At 36.8% G+C, this 18,484-nt stretch carries 16 protein-coding genes and 1 riboswitch; of the genes, 10 read left to right on the plus strand and 6 right to left on the minus strand.

From position 1 onward, the window contains the following. Positions 1–50: 50 nt before the first annotated feature. The 3 genes from EIY84_RS01685 to EIY84_RS01695 all read right to left on the minus strand — a co-directional run bounded on the left by EIY84_RS01685 (position 51) and on the right by EIY84_RS01695 (position 3,661). Complete coding sequence (locus EIY84_RS01685; RefSeq protein WP_124639858.1) at positions 51–1,034, minus strand: pyruvate dehydrogenase complex E1 component subunit beta; 984 nt, start codon at positions 1,032–1,034, stop codon at positions 51–53. A gap of 157 nt (positions 1,035–1,191) precedes the next feature. After that, complete coding sequence (locus tag EIY84_RS01690) at positions 1,192–1,611, minus strand: DUF2147 domain-containing protein (RefSeq protein ID WP_124639860.1); 420 nt, start codon at positions 1,609–1,611, stop codon at positions 1,192–1,194. A 112-nt stretch (positions 1,612–1,723) separates the two neighbouring features. Further along, positions 1,724–3,661: an LTA synthase family protein gene (locus tag EIY84_RS01695; protein ID WP_124639862.1), complete on the minus strand. Its 1,938-nt coding sequence runs from the start codon at positions 3,659–3,661 to the stop codon at positions 1,724–1,726. 199 nt (positions 3,662–3,860) lie between these two features. Here EIY84_RS01695 and EIY84_RS01700 point away from each other — a divergent pair, with 199 nt between their 5' ends. The 5 genes from EIY84_RS01700 (at position 3,861) to rpoN (ending at position 8,810) form a co-directional block, all read left to right on the plus strand. Beyond that, the gene (locus EIY84_RS01700) at positions 3,861–4,379 is read left to right on the plus strand and encodes a nitroreductase family protein (RefSeq protein ID WP_124639864.1); all 519 of its coding nucleotides are present in this window, start codon (positions 3,861–3,863) and stop codon (positions 4,377–4,379) included. 102 nt (positions 4,380–4,481) lie between these two features. Beyond that, on the plus strand, positions 4,482–5,024 hold the full coding sequence (locus EIY84_RS01705; protein WP_124639866.1) for a 30S ribosomal protein S16: 543 nt from the start codon (positions 4,482–4,484) through the stop codon (positions 5,022–5,024). Positions 5,025–5,094: 70 nt separating this feature from the next. Further along, positions 5,095–5,637, plus strand: a complete 543-nt coding sequence (gene rimM / locus EIY84_RS01710) for a ribosome maturation factor RimM (protein ID WP_124639868.1) — start codon at positions 5,095–5,097, stop codon at positions 5,635–5,637. A 120-nt stretch (positions 5,638–5,757) separates the two neighbouring features. Beyond that, positions 5,758–7,206 carry an asparagine--tRNA ligase gene (gene asnS, locus EIY84_RS01715; RefSeq protein ID WP_124639870.1) on the plus strand — a complete coding sequence of 483 codons (1,449 nt, stop codon included), beginning with the start codon at positions 5,758–5,760 and terminating at the stop codon, positions 7,204–7,206. 125 nt (positions 7,207–7,331) lie between these two features. After that, on the plus strand, positions 7,332–8,810 hold the full coding sequence (rpoN, locus tag EIY84_RS01720) for an RNA polymerase factor sigma-54 (RefSeq protein ID WP_124639873.1): 1,479 nt from the start codon (positions 7,332–7,334) through the stop codon (positions 8,808–8,810). A gap of 282 nt (positions 8,811–9,092) precedes the next feature. Here the strand turns inward: rpoN and uvrC are convergent, their stop codons facing one another. After that, on the minus strand, positions 9,093–10,883 hold the full coding sequence (uvrC, locus tag EIY84_RS01725) for an excinuclease ABC subunit UvrC (protein ID WP_124639875.1): 1,791 nt from the start codon (positions 10,881–10,883) through the stop codon (positions 9,093–9,095). A 128-nt stretch (positions 10,884–11,011) separates the two neighbouring features. Here uvrC and hutH point away from each other — a divergent pair, with 128 nt between their 5' ends. After that, positions 11,012–12,505, plus strand: a complete 1,494-nt coding sequence (gene hutH / locus EIY84_RS01730) for a histidine ammonia-lyase (protein ID WP_124639877.1) — start codon at positions 11,012–11,014, stop codon at positions 12,503–12,505. Between the two features lie 100 nt (positions 12,506–12,605). Here hutH and EIY84_RS01735 read toward each other — a convergent pair whose 3' ends face one another. Beyond that, positions 12,606–13,172: a Crp/Fnr family transcriptional regulator gene (locus tag EIY84_RS01735; protein WP_124639879.1), complete on the minus strand. Its 567-nt coding sequence runs from the start codon at positions 13,170–13,172 to the stop codon at positions 12,606–12,608. A 226-nt stretch (positions 13,173–13,398) separates the two neighbouring features. Here EIY84_RS01735 and EIY84_RS01740 point away from each other — a divergent pair, with 226 nt between their 5' ends. The 4 genes from EIY84_RS01740 to EIY84_RS01755 all read left to right on the plus strand — a co-directional run bounded on the left by EIY84_RS01740 (position 13,399) and on the right by EIY84_RS01755 (position 17,068). Further along, positions 13,399–14,091, plus strand: coding sequence for an HAD family hydrolase (locus tag EIY84_RS01740; RefSeq protein WP_124639881.1), 693 nt, complete (start codon positions 13,399–13,401; stop codon positions 14,089–14,091). A gap of 2 nt (positions 14,092–14,093) precedes the next feature. Then, a complete protein-coding gene (locus EIY84_RS01745) occupies positions 14,094–14,624 on the plus strand; it encodes a GNAT family N-acetyltransferase (RefSeq protein ID WP_206428185.1) in 531 nt (176 codons plus the stop codon). A 1,080-nt stretch (positions 14,625–15,704) separates the two neighbouring features. Next, complete coding sequence (locus EIY84_RS01750; protein WP_124639883.1) at positions 15,705–16,331, plus strand: chloramphenicol acetyltransferase; 627 nt, start codon at positions 15,705–15,707, stop codon at positions 16,329–16,331. A 155-nt stretch (positions 16,332–16,486) separates the two neighbouring features. Then, positions 16,487–17,068, plus strand: coding sequence for a hypothetical protein (locus EIY84_RS01755; protein WP_124639885.1), 582 nt, complete (start codon positions 16,487–16,489; stop codon positions 17,066–17,068). 120 nt (positions 17,069–17,188) lie between these two features. Here the strand turns inward: EIY84_RS01755 and EIY84_RS01760 are convergent, their stop codons facing one another. Further along, positions 17,189–18,154: an EamA family transporter gene (locus EIY84_RS01760; protein ID WP_124639887.1), complete on the minus strand. Its 966-nt coding sequence runs from the start codon at positions 18,152–18,154 to the stop codon at positions 17,189–17,191. Positions 18,155–18,327: 173 nt separating this feature from the next. Continuing rightward, a riboswitch (purine riboswitch) is annotated at positions 18,328–18,425 on the minus strand. Between the last annotated feature and the right edge of the window lie 59 nt (positions 18,426–18,484).

The following is an 18,484-nucleotide window of genomic DNA, read 5'->3' on the forward strand; positions in this document are numbered from 1 at the left end:
TTAAACAAAAAAAGACGCAAATAAATGCGTCTTAATTGGTGTGTTTTGATTTATGCTTTTACATACATCGCTTTTTTGATTTCTTCTTTTACCTTTTCCAATTTTGGAAACCATTCTGCAAATAAAGCAGCAGAATAAGGTGCAGGTGCATCTGGAGTGGTGATTCTTTTGATTGGGGCATCCAAATAATCGAAAGCTTTTTGCTGAACCATGTAAGTAATTTCCGAAGCAACACTTGCAAATGGCCAAGCCTCTTCCAATATAACCAAACGGTTGGTTTTTCTTACAGAAGTTAATACGGTTTCGTAATCCAAAGGTCGTACCGTTCTTAGGTCGATAACCTCCACAGAAATTCCTTCTTTTTCCATGTCTTCAGCTGCTTGAAGAGCCAATTTCATAATTTTACCAAAAGATACCAAAGTAACATCTTTACCTTCTTTTTTGATATCGGCTTTTCCAATTGGGATGTAATATTCTTCTTCTGGAATTTCCATTTTGTCACCGTACATTTGTTCGGATTCCATGAAAATTACAGGGTCATTATCTTGAATGGCTGTTTTCAACAATCCTTTTGCATCGTAAGGGTTAGACGGTACTACCACTTTCAGTCCCGGACAGTTGGCGTACCAGCTTTCCAACGCTTGTGAGTGTGTGGCTCCCAATTGTCCCGCAGATGCCGTTGGACCACGGAAAACGATAGGGCAGTTCCATTGTCCACCGCTCATTTGTCTAATTTTTGCAGCATTGTTGATGATTTGGTCAATCCCTACCAACGAGAAGTTAAAGGTCATGAACTCAACAATCGGTCGGTTGCCGTTCATGGCAGCACCTACAGAAATACCGGCAAAACCAAGTTCGGCAATGGGGGTGTCTATCACTCTTTTGGGACCAAACTCGTCCAACATTCCTTTAGAAGCTTTGTAAGCACCGTTGTACTCTGCTACTTCTTCACCCATCAAATAAATCGACTCGTCTTTGCGCATTTCTTCGCTCATTGCTTGTGCAATTACTTCACGAAAAGTATATTCTGCCATAGTTTAATTTTAAATTTGAACTGCAAAATTAACGATTTTCTTATTATGTTGTGAATTCATTTTTAATTTTAGAAAATTTTCTACTTTCAATACAGTTTAAATGCCAAGACCATCCTTTTTTTTGGATGGTCTTGGTGGGTGTTATTTTATGTTAAATTTAATTCGCTTTATGCCAAATTTGACTTCTTCCGATTAATGAGAATCCGATGTAGCCTCTTACATTCAGGTTGTTGCCGTCTTTTTTAATAATGCATTTATAGACTTTTCCATTTTTAGGATCTGTGATGGTGCCGCCAGAAAATTCATCTCCATCTTTACTAAGATCTCTTACGATTTCCAAACCAATCAATGGTTTATTTTTTCTGTCGTCCTTGCATTTTACACAAGTGTCGTGTTCTGGCTTTGTTAGGAGTTGGGATATTTTTCCATAATATTTGCCGTCCGATTTTTTATAAATTTCGATGATGGATTTTGCTTTTCCTGTTTCATCGTCTATCGTTTTCCATTTTCCTTCTATTTGTGCATAAGAAAGCGTACCCATCAGCAAGGCTCCAAATGCAAAAAATAATTTTTTCATATCGTTTAATATTTATTTGGTTAAAATTAAATAATTTTTTCAAATAATAAACATTTTTATTATTTGTTGTCTGATTTTCAATAAATATGCCAAAGGTTTTAAAAGATTGTTGTTAGTTTAGCTTTCTATTGATCACCCTATTCATGTAGTCTTGGTACCAAGCCTTGGATAGTGTAATTCCTTTGTCTATTTCAGGATTTTTTATTTTTCCCAAAATGTTGTTTTCCATATTCAGGTCATCTTTTTTATACACTGCGACTACATTTTTTCCATCAAAACGATAAATGAAATTCCCGATAATGAAGTTTTCCATCACCGAATCGGAGTTTACAACAATTGGTGTACCTTGGTTTTCCGAAAGTACACTTTGTCCCCAAGATCTAATTTTTTTAGGATAACCAATCAGATCTGCTAAAGTTGGGTAAATGTCCATTTGTTGCGTGGTCTTTGTGATGTTTCCCGTCAAGTTGTATTTGGGATTGGGCGAGTAAAATAAAACCGGAATGGCAAAACGATTCATTGCTTTTTCGTATTCTGGATAGCCAATTTGGTTGGTGTGGTCGGCAACCAAAACAAAAATGGTGTTGTGGTACCAAGGCATTTTTTTGGCGGTTTCAAAGAATTTCTTCAAGGCAAAATCGGTATATCCAATCGGTTCGTGGATTTCTAACGGTCCTTTTTTGAATTTGCCTTTATATTTTTCCGGTACCTTAAAAGGATGATGAGAGGATACGCTGAAAAGTGTGGACATGAAAGGTTGTTTGGTTTTATCCAAATTTTTAGCGAAATATTGGAAGAACGGCTCGTCCCAAATCCCCCAAATCCCATCAAAATCCTGATCGTTGTTGTATTCTGTTTTCCCAAAATAATGTTTGAAACCCAAGATGTTCCCAAAGCCTAAAAATCCCATACTGCCGTTGGAAGCACCGTGGTAAAACGAGGTGTCGTAGCCCATTTCGTTGGTGATGGAAACTATGGATTGTATTTTTTGATTGGAAAATGGTGAGCTGGTAAATGCATCCGTCAGGCTGGGGATTCCGGCCAGGATAGAACTCATCCCATGGATGGATTGTCTGCCGTTGGCAAAGGCATTGGTCCAGATCATACTGTGTTGTGCAAGGCTATCTACAAAAGGAGTGTAAGAAACAAAATTTTTGATTTTTGTGTCCTTGTTGAAGGCACCGGAATATTCTTTGCCAAAACTTTCTAATATAAAAATGACGATGTTGGGTTTGGATTCTACATTGCGGGTGGGATAGCTTTTGTACGGGACAATGTTTTGGTCGATGTATTTTTCATCAACAAAATTTACCAATTCAAAATTATTGGTATTCATGGTTCTGAAAAATGAAAAAACAGAATTAAGAACCAGGTTGGCCTGCACCGGATTTTTGACATAACGGTTGGCATCCACCAGGTTTACAGGTCGTGTGCTGTGCTTGAAATCGCCCCGGATACCACCTATGGCTAAAGTGACAATGACGCAAAGGGAAACGATGGAGCTGATGAAGTAAGGGATGAGTTTTGTAGGTTTTTGTTCGTCAACACTTAATTTTTTATAGAGAAATACCCAAATTGACATGCAAAGTACAAAAGCAACAGCAACCGATGGATTTTGAATTAATGAAATCCCAAAAACCTTAGAAATATTGGTTTCGTTTTGTGCAACATGAAGGGCAGTGGTGGTCAGTCGTGCTTGTGAAAATTTGAAATAAATAAAATCCCCAAAATTCATGATGAAAGCGATTCCGTTGGTGATGAAATACAGCCAAAACAAAAATTTCTGATAGACTTTTTTAGTGTTTATGGTCAACGGCAGGATGCTGAGCAGAATAAAAAGTCCATTGACATACAGTATGGCGGTGGTATCGAACTGGGTGCCGTGATAGGCCAAACTGAGGTAGTCGGAAACCGAATCGACCTTGATGAGCTCTTTGTTGTACCACCAAAACAGCAATCTGGCGATTTGATAAAAAACAAAAACTAAAAATATTCTATAAAATAAAAGGACAATTTCCTGTATTCGGACTTCTTTCGTAGAGATTTTCATGCTGCAAATTTAGGATTTTACATTGTATTTGAAATTGATTTATGGGTAATAATCTATTTTAGTAATATAAATAATTATAACAATTTCTGTTTATGTTTTTATGTGTAAGTTCTTGAATATTAATAGGATTGTCTTAAATCTAAATTCAACCTTCTAACTGTCCACTTCTTTTGTATTTTTGTAAAAATTTATTTGAATCATGAACGAAGCAACGATTTTAAAACAAATTATAGAAAATAGAAGAAGCATCTATCCTAAAAATTATAGTTCGAAACCCATTGAGGATGAGGTTTTGGGGGAGATTTTGTCATCATCAAACTTTGCGCCCAATCATAAAAAAACCAAACCTTGGCGTTTTCATTTGTTGAAAGGCGAAGCATTGACCAACTTGAGTTTGGAGATACAAAAAATATACAAAGAAACCACACCGCAACATTTGTTTCTACAAAAAAAACACGACGATTTTGCCCATAAAATAAGTCAGACTTCAGCAATCATTCCTATCGTTGTTAATTACAGTGGGCTCGTTCCTCAGTGGGAAGAGGTGGCAGCGGTTTCCATGGCGGTACAAAACATGTATCTTACAGCAACCGCTCATAAGGTGGGATGTTATTGGAGTTCGCATCCCGTTTTTCATCAACTGAAATCGTATTTTGAACTTGAAGAAAATCAAGAATGCCTCGGGCTTTTCTATCTTGGTAATGTAGCGGAAAATTAAAAATAAATTTTAGTCAAAGACTTTGTTGTGTGATAAATAAAAAAAACTTATTTTTGCACACTTAAATATTAATCGGGACGAGATCCCTTAAAAACAACAATTATGTCAGTAAAAATCAGATTACAAAGACACGGTAAAAAAGGAAAACCTTTCTTTCACATCGTAGTAGCAGATTCAAGAGCAAAAAGAGATGGTAAATTCATCGAGAAATTGGGAACATACAATCCAATCACGAACCCTGCAACCATCGATTTGAATGTAGATGCAGCAGTACAATGGTTGAACAACGGTGCACAACCGTCCGATACCGCTAGAGCAATCCTTTCTTACAAAGGTGCTTTGTACAAAAAACATCTTCAAGGTGGTGTAGCTAAAGGTGCTTTCGACGAAGCTGAAGCTGAAAAAAGATTTGCAGCTTGGGTAGAAGCTAAAGAAGCTAAAGTACAAGGTAAAGTAGATGGATTGGTACAATCTAAAGCAGACGCTAAAAAAGCAGCTTTGGAAGCAGAAGTTAAAGTAAACGAAGCAAGAATCGCAGCAGCAGCTCAAGCTGAAGCCGATGCTAAAGCAGCAGCTGAAGCTACTGAAGAAGTAGTAGCAGAAGAAACTCCAGCAACTGAAGGAGAAGAGCAAGCTGAAGCTTAAGAAATTATAAAAATAATTATCTTTGCAGAGACGCGATTTATTCGCGTCTCTCTTATTTTATAGATTTATTATGAACAAAAAAGATTGCTATTTTTTAGGCAAAATCACCAGAAAACACGGCTTGCAAGGCAATGTAATCCTAAAATTAGATACCGACCAACCTTCGCATTACGATCGATTAGAAGGCGTTTTTCTAGAAGTAAACGGATTGTTAGTTCCTTTTTTTATTGAAAAACAGCAGTGGTCCAAAGACGATACTAAAATTATTTCGTTTAAAAATGCAAGTGAGCAAATGGTGGAACAAAGCATCGGGAAAAATGTATTTCTCCCGCTATCGACCTTGCCAATATTGACAGGAAAGAAATTTTATTATCACGAAGTTGTTGGGTATTCTATTGTGGATCAAGATGGTACGGATTGTGGAGTGGTGAAAGAAGTGAACGACCAAACGGCTCAACATTATTTTATTCTTGATTTGGATGGAAAAGAGGTGATCATTCCCATCATCAAAGATTGGATTTTGGAGGTTAACAGAGACGAAAAGAAAATAAAAATGCAGTTGCCGGACGGCTTGTTGGATGTGTTTCTAACAAAAGCCGTTAGGGACGAATAGAGAAAAAGATTGAATGTGCTTTCCGCTCTATAATTTCAATCATTTTGTGCATAGAAATCGCACACTTTACAATAATTAAGCCAAAAATCACTAAATTTGCGGTTCATTGAATTTTTACAAATGAAAAGACAAACGATAAAATCTTTATTAGCAGATTATAAAAAAGTTCTTCATCACGATATTACCGTGCAAGGTTGGGTTAGAGCATTCCGTTCCAACCGTTTTATAGCCCTTAACGACGGTTCTACCATCAACAACTTACAAGTGGTGGTGGATTTTGAATCCTTTGACGAAGAAACCATTAAAAATATTAAAACCGCCTCTTCTCTAAAAATTGTTGGCGAAGTGGTAGAAAGTCAAGGTGCTGGACAAAATATTGAAATTATTGCCAAGAAAATCGAAATTTTAGGCGATAATTTTTCTGAAGATTTGGAGAAAACCGTGCTTCAACCTAAAAAACATTCCTTAGAAGTGCTTAGGGATCAGGCGCATTTGCGTTTTAGAACCAATTTGTTTTCTGCCGTATTTAGAATTCGTCATGCCATTTCTTTTGCCATTCACAAATTCTTCAACGATGGCGAATTTTTCTACATTCACACTCCTCTTATTACCGGTGCCGATGCCGAAGGTGCTGGGGAAATGTTCAGCGTAACAGGATTTGACCTGAATGAAGTGCCAAGAACTGAAGACGGATCTGTAGATTACGAGTCGGATTTCTTTGGTAAAAAAACCAGCCTTACCGTTTCCGGACAGCTCAATGTAGAAACCGCCATGATGGGATTGGGCAGGGTATATACTTTTGGACCAACTTTCCGTGCAGAAAACTCCAACACCACAAGACACCTTGCCGAGTTTTGGATGGTTGAACCAGAAGTCGCTTTCAACGATTTAGAAGACAACATCGACCTTGCTGAAGATTTCTTAAAATTCGTTATTTCTTATGTTCTAGAAAATTGCAAAGACGATTTGGAATTCTTGGACAAAAGATTTGCCGAAGAACAAAAACAAAAACCAGAAAAAGATAGAGCCAAAGAAGGCCTTATAGAAAAATTGGAGAATGTGGTGAAAAAGAGATTCATGAGGGTTTCTTACACAGAAGCCATAGAAATTTTGATGAACTCCAAAGAAAATAAAAAAGGAAAATTCCAATTCCCGGTAGAAGCTTGGGGTTGCGATCTTCAAAGTGAGCACGAAAGATATTTGGTAGAAAAACATTTCGAAAGTCCAGTGGTATTGTTTGATTATCCTGCAGAAATCAAAGCATTCTACATGAAACTGAACGAAGATGGAAAAACGGTAAGAGCGATGGATGTTCTTTTCCCTGGGATTGGCGAGATTATCGGTGGATCGCAGAGAGAAGAAAAACTATCGGTACTGAAAGCCAAAATGGAAAAAATGAAAGTGGACGAACACGAACTTTGGTGGTATCTGGATACCCGAAAATTTGGATCGGTTCCGCATTCTGGTTTCGGTTTGGGATTGGAAAGATTGGTACTTTTCATCACCGGGATGACCAACATCCGAGATGTAATTCCTTTCCCAAGAACACCAAAAACGGCAGAGTTTTAATTTAAACAAAAATATAAAATTAAGCATTGACCGATTTGTGTAAAATAGTTGTAAATTTATTTCACCAAATCGGTCAATTGATATTTTATCATCATCATTTTTCAACAGACAACGATACTTAGATCATGCTAAAGCAACACCTTCAAATGAAACTCGGGCAAAAGCTCGCACCTCAACAAATTCAGTTGATGAAGCTCATTCAGCTTCATACCCTTGAGTTTGAACAAGAATTGGAGCGTGAGTTGGAAGAAAATCCTGCTTTGGAAAAAGTGAGCGATGACGACAAAGACGAAAACTTTGACGAGCTGGGTAAAGAATATGAAGAAGAAGGTAACGAAAGCATAGAAACCGATTTCGATGTGGACGAATATTTGTACGATGACGAACCTTCCTACAAAACCGCTTCCAGCAACTACTCGGCAGACGATGAAGAGTTTGATAGCCAAAGTCTTCTGACCGAAGGACAAACCTTGTACGATTATTTGATGGAGCAAATCCACCTGATCCATATCGAAGAAGAAGACCTGAAAATTGCCGAATACCTCATCGGAAACTTAGACAACGACGGATATCTGCGCCGTGAACTGAAATCCATTGTCGATGATTTGGCCTTTTCGCAAGGGGTTTATACCAACATCGATCAAGTGCAAAATGTATTGGAAAATTATGTACAGAAGTTGGATCCATCGGGAGTCGGGGCCAGAAATCTTCAGGAATGTTTGATCTTGCAAATCGAGAAAAAAGTTGTAGCCGACAAAGCCGTTCAATTGGCAGCCAATATTTTGAAACATCAGTTCGAAGCACTTTCCAACAAGCATTACAATAAAATTATTCAAAAATACGATATCGAAGAAGAGGATCTTAAAGAAGCCTTGGACGAAATCGCCCACCTTTCGCCAAAAGTGGGTGGTAATTTTGATACGCAAACCATCACCATCAACCAAGAAATTATTCCGGATTTTGTCATTCAGATTCGTGAAAATAAAAATGGAAAACCCGAAGTCTTGGCGATGTTGAACAGTAAAAATGCGCCTACACTTCGCGTTTCTGATGAGTACAAAGATATTCTGACAACCTATTCCCACGATAAAAAATCGACAGAACACAAGCAGGCAGCACTGTTTATTAAACAAAAATTGGATGCAGCAAAATGGTACATTGATGCCATCAACCAAAGGCAAAATACCTTGCTGAAAACCATAACAGCAATTGTGAAAATCCAAAAAGAATTCTTCATTACAGGCGATGAAAAATCCCTGAAACCCATGATTCTAAAGGACATTGCCGAGGATACAGGTTTTGATATTTCCACCATATCTCGTGTGGTAAAAAGCAAATATGCCGACACACCCAACGGAATTATCTTGCTGAAGGATCTGTTCTCGGACTCTCTCACCAACGACGATGGAGAGGAGGTTTCGACCAAAGAGATTAAGACTTTCTTGCAAGAAGCCATTGACAACGAAAACAAAAGAAAACCACTCACCGATGATGCATTGGTAGCCGTTCTCAAAGACAAAGGCTATAACATTGCCAGAAGAACCATTGCCAAATATCGGGAGCAGCTCAACATTCCTGTGGCAAGGCTAAGAAAGGAACTTTAGTGCGATTTCAACAATAAAAAATCAAAACAATACAACATAGAACTTTGCATCCGTGCAAGGTTCTTTTTTTTTTTTTGAAGCATCAAGATTGATCTTATTTTCAAAATTCCACCGGCTGTACGCTGTATCTTTTGTGCCCAGGCTTTTCCCTTCGCCTACAAAAGGATGCCGCTTCCATCCGGGCTAGATTCAAAAGTCGAGATTCTTTCAGATTTCCTATTGATGAAAATGTGTCAAAAAAAAGTTGCAGAAAAAATGTAATTTTCTGTTCGTGGGAAAAATTTAGCTGTTAAAATACTCCCAAATCACTTTGGCTTTGGCTTTGCCTACAATTTCCTCCAAGGCTTCTATTGTAGATTCTTTTACGCGTTTTACCGACTTTAGTTTTTGTAAAAGTTGCTCAATCGTTTTTTCTCCCACACCCGGAATTTCTTCCAATTCGGATTTTATGGTAGAATTTTTTCTGCGGGTTCTGTGGTGCTTTATCCCAAACCGATGCGACTCGTCACGGATGCGTTGAAGGACTTTTAAGGTTTCGGATTTTTTGTCCAAATACAACGGATCGGGATCGTTCGGGAAGTAGATTTCTTCCAACCTTTTGGCGATACCAATGATGGTGATCTTGCCGTACAATCCCAATATTTTCAAACTTTTTATGGCCGAAGAAAGTTGGCCTTTTCCACCGTCAATCAGGATCAGTTGTGGCAAATCTCCGCCTTCATCCAAAAGTCTGGAGTACCTTCTGAGGATCACCTCTTCCATGGTGGCAAAATCGTTGGGACCCGCCACCGTTTTTGGGTGGAAAATTCGATAGTCGGCTTTGCTGGGTTTACCATTTTTAAAAACCACACAGGCCGAAACGGGATTGGTGCCTTGAATGTTGGAGTTGTCGAAACCTTCGATGTGCCGAGGTTCTACAGGCATTTTTAAGAGTTTTTTCATCTCGGCCATCACACGATTGGTGTGTCGGTCCGGATCTACAATTTGTATTTGTTTTAGTTTTTCAACTCGGTATTCCTTAGCATTTTGTTCGGAAAGTTCCACAATTCTTTTTTTGTCGCCCATTTTCGGGACCAACAATTTTACATTGGGGATTTCTGTACTCAGGTGGAAGGGCAAGAGGATTTCTTTGGAATTGGAGTTGAATTTTCTTCGTATTTCAATCATGGCTTCTTCCAAGATTTCTTCATCGCTTTCTTCCAATATTTTTTTTATTTCCGTGGTATAACTCTGTATGATGTTTCCGTTTCGGATTTTAAAATAGTTAACAAAAACTGCCGTTTCGTCGCTGCACATCCCGAAAACATCTACATCGTCAATGGTGGGGCTCACCACGGTGTGTTTGGCTTGGTAGTCTTCTAAAAGTTCCAGTTTTTCTTTGGTCATTTGTGCCTTTTCGAATTCCAGATTTTTGGCAAACTCCATCATTTCTTCCAAAAGGTATTGTTTTGCGATTCTGAAATCGCCTTTAATAATCCCACGGATGGCCTCAACTTTTTTCTGATAATGCTCCAGGCTTTCCAATCCTTCGCAGGGACCATCACAGTTTTTGATGTGGTACTCCAAGCAGACCTTGTATTTGCCTTCGTCAATTTTTTTTTGTGAAAGATCCAGAGTGCAGGTTCGAAGTCTGTAGATGTTTTTTATGGTTTCTAGCAGGACTTTTGCGGGTCTTACTTTGGCATAAGGGCCGTAATATTCCGATCCGTCTTTTACCTTGTTTCGGGTAAGGAAAACTCTTGGGAAATTTTCATTTTTTATACAAATCCACGGGTAGGTTTTGTCGTCCTTCATCATGATGTTGTAGAAGGGTTGGTGCTCTTTGATCAGGTTGTTTTCTAGTAAAAGGGCATCGTATTCGCTGGGGACAATGGTGGTTTCTAAACGGTGGATTTTCCCAACCATTATTTTGGTTTTGTATCCAGAAACGGTTTTGTTGAAGTAGGAAAGGACTCTTTTTTTCAGGTTTTTAGCTTTGCCCACATACAACAATTGGTTGTCCTTGTCGTAATATCGGTACACTCCGGGTTCGGAAGAAAGGGTTTTTAATTGGAGTTCTAGTTGGGCATTCATCTTTCAAAAATAAGAAAAATTGTCCTTTTTATCGGATTGTTAAGATCAAAAATTTCATTTGAAGAATTGAAGGAGAATAATTTTATAAGCTCCTAAAAAAGCCGTATTTTTAGCCAAAATTTACAACAATGAAAATTTACGGAATAGATCATTTTTCGATAGAAGATGTTTTGGAAATTATCCAAAATCCTAAAAAAGCAAAACTGAATAAAAAATCCAAAGAACAAATCCTAAATTCGTATAATAATGTTCAGAAAATTGTGGCTTCTGACAAGACCGTTTACGGGATCAATACAGGGTTTGGACCGCTTTGTGATACCAAAATTTCAGAAAATGAAACGGCAAAACTTCAGGAAAATTTAATTATTTCTCACGCTGTTGGTGTGGGCAAACCCATTGCTAAAGACTTATCAAAAATCATGATGGTGGCCAAGATCCATGCACTTTCCAAAGGTTTTTCTGGTATTTCTATGGATGTGGTAGAGCGAATGATCTTGATGTTGGAAATGGACATTATCCCGGTGGTTCCAGAGCAAGGTTCTGTAGGTGCTTCTGGAGATTTGGCTCCACTTTCACATTTGGTTTTACCTCTTTTGGGTTACGGTCAGGTTTGGGATGCAGGTGTACCAACCGACACCCTTTCCGTACTTAAAAAACACAAAATAAAGCCTTTAAAATTACAAGCTAAAGAAGGTTTGGCATTGATTAACGGAACTCAATTTATCCTTTCTCATGCGATTGCTGGTTTGGACAAATTTGGATATCTATTGGATCTTGCCGATCTTTCTGCTGCCATGTCTTTGGAAGCATACCAAGGTTCTGCCAGTCCTTTCAAAAAAGAATTGCACGAAATTCGTCCGTACAAGGGGACAAAGAAAGTGGCTGCAAGAATGTTGAAATTTTTAAAAGGTTCAGAGAATTTAAAATACCATGAAGATTGTGGAAGGGTGCAGGATCCGTACTCCATGAGATGTGTTCCGCAAGTGCACGGTGCAAGTAGAAATGCCTACGAACACTTGAGAGAAATGGCAGAAATAGAGCTGAATTCGGTTACCGATAACCCGATTGTAATCTCCAATGAAGAAGCAATTTCCGGAGGTAATTTCCACGGACAACCCATGGCGATGCCGCTGGATTATGCAACTCTGGCTGCTGCAGAATTAGGGAATATTTCGGACAGAAGATCCTATCTTTTGTTGGAAGGAAAATACGGTTTGCCAAAATTATTGATAGAAAGTTCCGGCCTCAACTCGGGATTCATGATCCCGCAGTACACTACTGCAGCATTGGTTACTGAAAACAAAACCCTTTGTTTCCCTGCTTCTGCCGACTCTGTACCAACCAGTTTGGGACAAGAAGATCATGTGAGTATGGGAAGTATTTCCGGTAGAAAATTCAACCAAGTGTTGGGGAATTTAGAAAATATTTTTGCTGTTGAATTGATGTTTGCTGCTCAAGGTTTGGAGTTTAGAAGACCTTTGAAATCCTCTAAAATTGTTGAAGAAAATTTCAAAATTATCCGCGAAAAAGTGACTAAATTAGAAGATGACCGATTGATAGGTAAAGATATTTTGGCAATTGCTGATCTGATCTGCGAAAGAAAATTGAAAGTTACGGTCTAAAAATACAGACTTCCTAAGTGAATACTAAGCCATCTCAATTTATCATTAGAGGTGGCTTTTATCTGTAAACTTTCTAACGGAATTGTTTATTAAAAAAATCTTATTCTTCAAAGTTTTTCATTGCCCGGTTCAAAGTTCTGACGGTAATTCCTAAATAAGAAGCCATTTCTTCTTTTGAAAGAGAAATATTTTGTTGGGTCTGCAATTCCATCAGCTTGGTTAAACTATGTTCAACCGTGTATAATTGCTGAAATGAAGCTCTGCTTGCAGTATCTACAATTCGTTTTGCAAAACTATCTAAAAGTAGCTGATTCAACTGAATATCTGCTTTGAGAAGTGTTGAAAAATAAAATTTATCAATAGCGAAATAAGAAATATCCGTCATCGCGTCAACAGTACACAGACATGGAATATTACGAATCAATTCCACTTCTCCAATAATTTCACCTTTCCCTAAAAATTCAATAATGTATTCTTTGTCGTTATCTTCTGTAAAATAACATTTGGTGATGCCATCAACAATCAGCATTACTTTTGCGAGTGCTTCATTTTGAGAAAGCAACCTTTCTCCTTTCCTACATTTTTTTAAAATGATAGCTTCTTTACGATTTTGGCTTTCGTAAAGTGCTGATAAATAGCTAAAAAATGTTTCGTTTGTTTTTAACATAAAACCCTTGGGACAAATGTCCTTTTTACTAAATTTAATTTTGCTGAACTTTGCAATTCACAAGTACTTGACAAAAATCTTAACCCATGATAATTTGTTTATTAAACCACATAGTAACATAGTCTAGATAGCAATAAGACTGCATAGTTACACTTAGTATCCGTCAAAGACGGATATCTATTGTATTTTTTGTCAGATATTAAAAACAAATTTAGCAAATAAAGAAATGAAAAAAGATATAAAAATCATAGCCTTCGATGCCGATGATACCTTATGGGTAAATGAACCTTACTTTCAAGAAGCCGAAAAACAATTCTGTGCTTTGCTTGAAAATTACCATCCGCAACATACCATTTCGCAAGAACTTTTTAAAACCGAAATGAAGAATTTACATCTTTACGGTTACGGCATTAAAGGTTTTTTGTTGTGTATGATAGAAACAGCGAATCGAGTTTCTAACAGCACCGTTTCCTTAAATATTATTGACAAAATCATTGAAATCGGACACGAATTGCTACAAAAACCTATTGAATTGCTGCCAGGAGTTACCGAAACTTTGGAAGCCTTGAATGGTGATTATAAATTGGTAGTTGCCACCAAAGGCGATTTGTTAGACCAGAAAAGAAAATTGAAAAACTCTGGGTTAGAACATTACTTTCATCACATAGAAATTATGAGTGAGAAAAAAGAGAGTGATTATCAAAAACTGTTCAAGCATTTGGATTGTCAACCCGAAAACTTTTTAATGTTGGGCAATTCCATTAAATCCGACATTATTCCGGTTTTAGAATTGGGTGGCAATGCGGCTCATATTCCCTACCATGTAACTTGGACGCACGAACAACACGAAATCAATTTGAAACACGAAAATTTTATCCAACTGAAATCAATTAATGAAATTTTAAATTATCTGAAATAGCAATGGAAATTAATATTAGACAAGAAACTTCGGCCGATTATCCAATCGTGTTTGATTTGATAGAACAGGCGTTTCGCGATGAAATTTTAAGCGATAAAAAAGAACAATTTTTGGTGGAAACACTCAGAAAATCCGATGGGTTTATTCCGGAATTATCGTTAGTCGCAGAAATGAACAACCAAATTGTTGGCTATATTCTGCTTACGAAAATCAGTATTGAAACCAAACCAGAAAGCATCACTTCTTTAGCATTGGCACCTGTAGCCGTTTTGCCCACTTTTCAAAAGCAAGGAATTGGAAGTAAATTGATAGTGGAAGCCCATCACATTGCTAAAGACTTAGGCTATGAGTCGGTTGTTTTATTGGGACACGAAAATTATTATCCAAAGTTTGGATATCAACTTTTACATCATTTCAATATTTCTCTTCCGTTTGAAGCACCCAAAGAAAATTGTATGGCGATAGAATTTGTTCCTGATGCTTTAAAAAACAAAGCAGGAAAAGTGATTTACCCAAAAGAATTTTTTGAATAAAAAAACATAACAATGAAATATAAACCACATAGACCCATAGGAAGTATTTTTTGCGAAAAGAAATATTTTAGCAACACAATAGAAGTCCGTCTGTGACGGACACTATGTATAGCTATGCAGTCCTAGTGCTATATGTTCTATATTCCTATGTAGTTTAATCAAATGATTAATTTTGTGTTACAATATATCGTTTTTTGAATGAAAACTTAATGACAAAAAAAATAACATTGAAATTTAAACCACATAGACCCATAGGAAGTATTTTTTGCGAAAAGAATTATTTTAGCTACACAATAGAAGTCCGTCTTTGACGGACACTATGTGCCACTTAACCGCCTTATTGCTATAAGTTCTATGTTCCTATGTGGTTTAATCAAATGATTAATTTTGTGTTACAATATATCGTTTTTTGAATGAAAACTTAATGACAAAAAAAATAACATTGAAATTTAAACCACATAGACCCATAGGAAGTATTTTTTGCGAAAAGAAATATTTTAGCAGCACAATAGATGCCCGTCTTTGACGGACACTATGTGCCACTTAACCGCCTTATTGCTATAAGTTCTATGTTCCTATGTGGTTTAATCAAATGATTAATTTTGTGTTACAATATATCGTTTTTTGAATGAAAACTTAATGACAAAAAAAATAACATTGAAATATAAACCACATAGACCCATAGGAAGTATTTTTTGCGAAAAGAAATATTTTAGCAACACAATAGAAGTCCGTCTTTGACGGACACTATATGCCACTTAACCGCCTTATTGCTATATGTTCTATGTTCCTATGTGGTTTAATCAAATGATTAATTTTGTGTTACAATATATCGTTTTTTGAATGAAAACTTAATGACAAAAAAAATAACATTGAAATTTAAACCACATAGACCCATAGGAAGTATTTTTTGCGAAAAGAAATATTTTAGCAGCACAATAGATGTCCGTCTTTGACGGACACTATGTGCCACTTAACCGCCTTATTGCTATATGTCCTATGTTCCTATGTGGTTTAATAAAATGATTATTCTTGTGTTACAATTTTGATAATGTACTTAGATAAAAAATAAGATTAAAAATGAAAAAATTAATAGACCTTGATGCTTGGAACAGAAAAGAGCATTTCCTTTTCTTCTCAAAATTTGAAGAACCCTTTTTTGGGGTAACTGTAAAAGTGGATTGCACCACTGCCTATCAAAAGGCAAAGGAAAAAGGCATTTCTTTTTTCTTGTATTACTTATACAGAGCCTTAAAAGCAGCCAATGAAGTAGAAAATTTCAGATACAGAATTATTGAAAATCAACCTTATGATTTTGCAACGGTAAACGCTTCGCCAACCATCAACCGACCAGACGGAACATTTGGCTTTGCATATATGGATTATTTTGAAGATGAAAATATGTTTTACGAAAAAGCATTGCAAGAAATTGAAAAGGTAAGAAATTCAAACAGTTTATTACCGGCTGTTTCCGGAGAAAATGTCATTCATTTTTCTGCCGTTCCATGGTTGGATTTTACCAGTATTTCTCATGCAAGAAGTTTTTCGCATCCCGATTCTTGTCCAAAAATAACTTTTGGTAAAATGACTGAAAATAATGGTGTGAAAGAAATGTCTGTTTCTATTCATGGACATCACGCACTCATGGACGGATATCATGTAGGTCAGTTTGTTGAAAAATTTCAAAACCTCTTAAATGCCGAATGAAAAATATGGAATCGATAACGAACAAATTGCAAGAGAGTAGGGAAGTGCTCTGTTAGGAATATTTTAATAAATTTGAAAAGCTGTCCCAGCACGGAATTTGGTTTTAGAAACCCGTTCCATTGCAAAGTGCACAATTGTAATTAAATAAAATCGTCATGAATATTAAGTTTTTTTTGAGCTTGTTGTTTGCATTTCCGTTAATGATTTTTGGTCAAGAACAATTAGAAGCGAAGTTGGTTGTTGAAAAAGGTAAATTTATCTTTGATAAAAAAAGCTATAAGTTGTTGAAAACTCAGGTGGATGAAATTTCAAAACAAAAAAAAAAGAACGATAGCATGATGAAAATTAATCCGAGCATTTCGTATATGGTTCTTGATTGTAGGGTAACCGAAATTCCGAGATTAAACTCTAAAACGACGCATTTTACAGCTTTAGTTAATTCTAATTTGAATTTGAAAAATATAAAACGAGGTAAGAATTTAATGTCTATCGTTGTTAAGAAAAACGGAATAGCGGGAAGCTTTAAATGCATTGAAGCATCTGATGAAAAAATTTGCAATCAGATAAAAAGAATGTTTAGAAAAGAAGAATTTAAAACCTGGCACAACGCACTATTTTCTAGTATTGCCGTAGATTATCATTTAACTTTTTCCATTATTGTTGATACCGATTTTACGAATTATAATTTGAGAAACAAGTGGTCGTTGGATAACAATATTCAAGATTTTGAAAAGTAGATTTCATTTAATGTGATCTCCCCAACGCAGCCCGACTTGAGTGGAGCTCTTTTTGTGGAGCCCTGCGGAACAAAAAAGCGGGAACGGAAGGCGGAAAAGCTGCCCTAAAAAAAATTACAATCAGTCTTTTTTTATTTCTTGTGTACGAATGGTTTTGAGGTTGAAATTGATGTTGAGCATGATGATGGCGAGTAAAATGAAAACAACGCCTAACCATTGGGTAGAATTGATGATCTCGCCCAGCATGATGAAGGAAATAACGATGGAAACAGGTAGCTCAAAAGCTGAAAGAATGCTACCTAAGCCGACACCAACAATTGGAAATCCTTTGTTGAACATGAGCGGTGGAATGACGGTACCAAATAAAGCGATCGGGATCCCCCATTGATAGAGAATGCTGAAATCCAAAGATCGGTTGCTGATAAAATCTTCGGGAACCCAATGGATGTTGAAATAATAGGGTAGGATCTGTGTTGAAAGGGTGAGCAAGGCGACAACGATAGCACCGCCAAAAAGCATGACTAAACTTCGTTTTGCCGGGGAAAGATGCAAGGCGATGCTGTTGGTAGAAAGCAAAACGAGACTGAAACTGATGGCGGCCAAAAATCCGAATATAACCCCTCGGTAATCCAGAGATTGTGTGCCGTTCAGGGCGTTGGTTGCAAGTAGGGTTCCGGCTAAAACGATAAGTACAGCTGCAGTTTTTTTAAGGTTAGGAAGTTTTTTTTGCTGTATGGATTCGATCACAACCCCGATCCACACGGATTGCATCAGTAAAACCACGCCTATGGAAGCCGAAAGAAATCGTATGGAAATGTAGTACAAAACACTGGTGAGTCCAAAACAAATTCCTGCGAGAAGGAGTTTTGTTAAGTCGTCTTTTTGCATTTTATTGTTGTTTTTACTGAACAAAGTCAGGATGGCAAGGCAAATTATCCCAAGAAGATATTGGGCAAGGGTAACTTCGGCAGTTGAAAAGAGATTTTGATAGGCGGTCTTTACAAATGTAGCCAACATCCCATAACTAGAGGCTCCAATAAGGACAAAGGCTATTCCATGGCTTAATGATTTCTGTTTGTTTTCCATAATTTTTCTTAATTGATTGCACATTAGACGCTATCGTTTATTCCCAAAAAATGATTTAAAAACACATGGAAATCAACCTTTTTATTGAGGTGAAAAAGCATGATTAAGAAAAAGGAATTGAAAAAATCAAAGGGTTCAGTTTTCTTATTTAAATCAAAATTTATGCAAAAAAGCGATAAAGTTTGGATCTAAATAATCAACTATTTGTGGTAGTGGGTAGAAACGCTCAACCGTATTATGAGCTTATATCTATATCCGAAATCGAGGGCAAATTTAGGAATTATTATGAGAAATAAAAAATCGTTCTTTGCTTTTTACAAAGAACGATTT

Source organism: Amniculibacterium aquaticum, from assembly GCF_003852705.1.
Classification (GTDB): Bacteria; Bacteroidota; Bacteroidia; order Flavobacteriales; family Weeksellaceae; genus Amniculibacterium; species Amniculibacterium aquaticum.

What these genes read in the sequence shown, in the direction of transcription:
- EIY84_RS01685 (WP_124639858.1), bottom strand. Translation starts at nt 1,034, where the DNA reads ATGGCAGAATATACTTTTCGTGAAGTAATTGCACAAGCAATGAGCGAA.
- EIY84_RS01690 (WP_124639860.1), bottom strand. Translation starts at nt 1,611, where the DNA reads ATGAAAAAATTATTTTTTGCATTTGGAGCCTTGCTGATGGGTACGCTT.
- EIY84_RS01695 (WP_124639862.1), bottom strand. Translation starts at nt 3,661, where the DNA reads ATGAAAATCTCTACGAAAGAAGTCCGAATACAGGAAATTGTCCTTTTA.
- EIY84_RS01700 (WP_124639864.1), top strand. Translation starts at nt 3,861, where the DNA reads ATGAACGAAGCAACGATTTTAAAACAAATTATAGAAAATAGAAGAAGC.
- EIY84_RS01705 (WP_124639866.1), top strand. Translation starts at nt 4,482, where the DNA reads ATGTCAGTAAAAATCAGATTACAAAGACACGGTAAAAAAGGAAAACCT.
- rimM (WP_124639868.1), top strand. Translation starts at nt 5,095, where the DNA reads ATGAACAAAAAAGATTGCTATTTTTTAGGCAAAATCACCAGAAAACAC.
- asnS (WP_124639870.1), top strand. Translation starts at nt 5,758, where the DNA reads ATGAAAAGACAAACGATAAAATCTTTATTAGCAGATTATAAAAAAGTT.
- rpoN (WP_124639873.1), top strand. Translation starts at nt 7,332, where the DNA reads ATGCTAAAGCAACACCTTCAAATGAAACTCGGGCAAAAGCTCGCACCT.
- uvrC (WP_124639875.1), bottom strand. Translation starts at nt 10,883, where the DNA reads ATGAATGCCCAACTAGAACTCCAATTAAAAACCCTTTCTTCCGAACCC.
- hutH (WP_124639877.1), top strand. Translation starts at nt 11,012, where the DNA reads ATGAAAATTTACGGAATAGATCATTTTTCGATAGAAGATGTTTTGGAA.
- EIY84_RS01735 (WP_124639879.1), bottom strand. Translation starts at nt 13,172, where the DNA reads ATGTTAAAAACAAACGAAACATTTTTTAGCTATTTATCAGCACTTTAC.
- EIY84_RS01740 (WP_124639881.1), top strand. Translation starts at nt 13,399, where the DNA reads ATGAAAAAAGATATAAAAATCATAGCCTTCGATGCCGATGATACCTTA.
- EIY84_RS01745 (WP_206428185.1), top strand. Translation starts at nt 14,094, where the DNA reads ATGGAAATTAATATTAGACAAGAAACTTCGGCCGATTATCCAATCGTG.
- EIY84_RS01750 (WP_124639883.1), top strand. Translation starts at nt 15,705, where the DNA reads ATGAAAAAATTAATAGACCTTGATGCTTGGAACAGAAAAGAGCATTTC.
- EIY84_RS01755 (WP_124639885.1), top strand. Translation starts at nt 16,487, where the DNA reads ATGAATATTAAGTTTTTTTTGAGCTTGTTGTTTGCATTTCCGTTAATG.
- EIY84_RS01760 (WP_124639887.1), bottom strand. Translation starts at nt 18,154, where the DNA reads ATGGAAAACAAACAGAAATCATTAAGCCATGGAATAGCCTTTGTCCTT.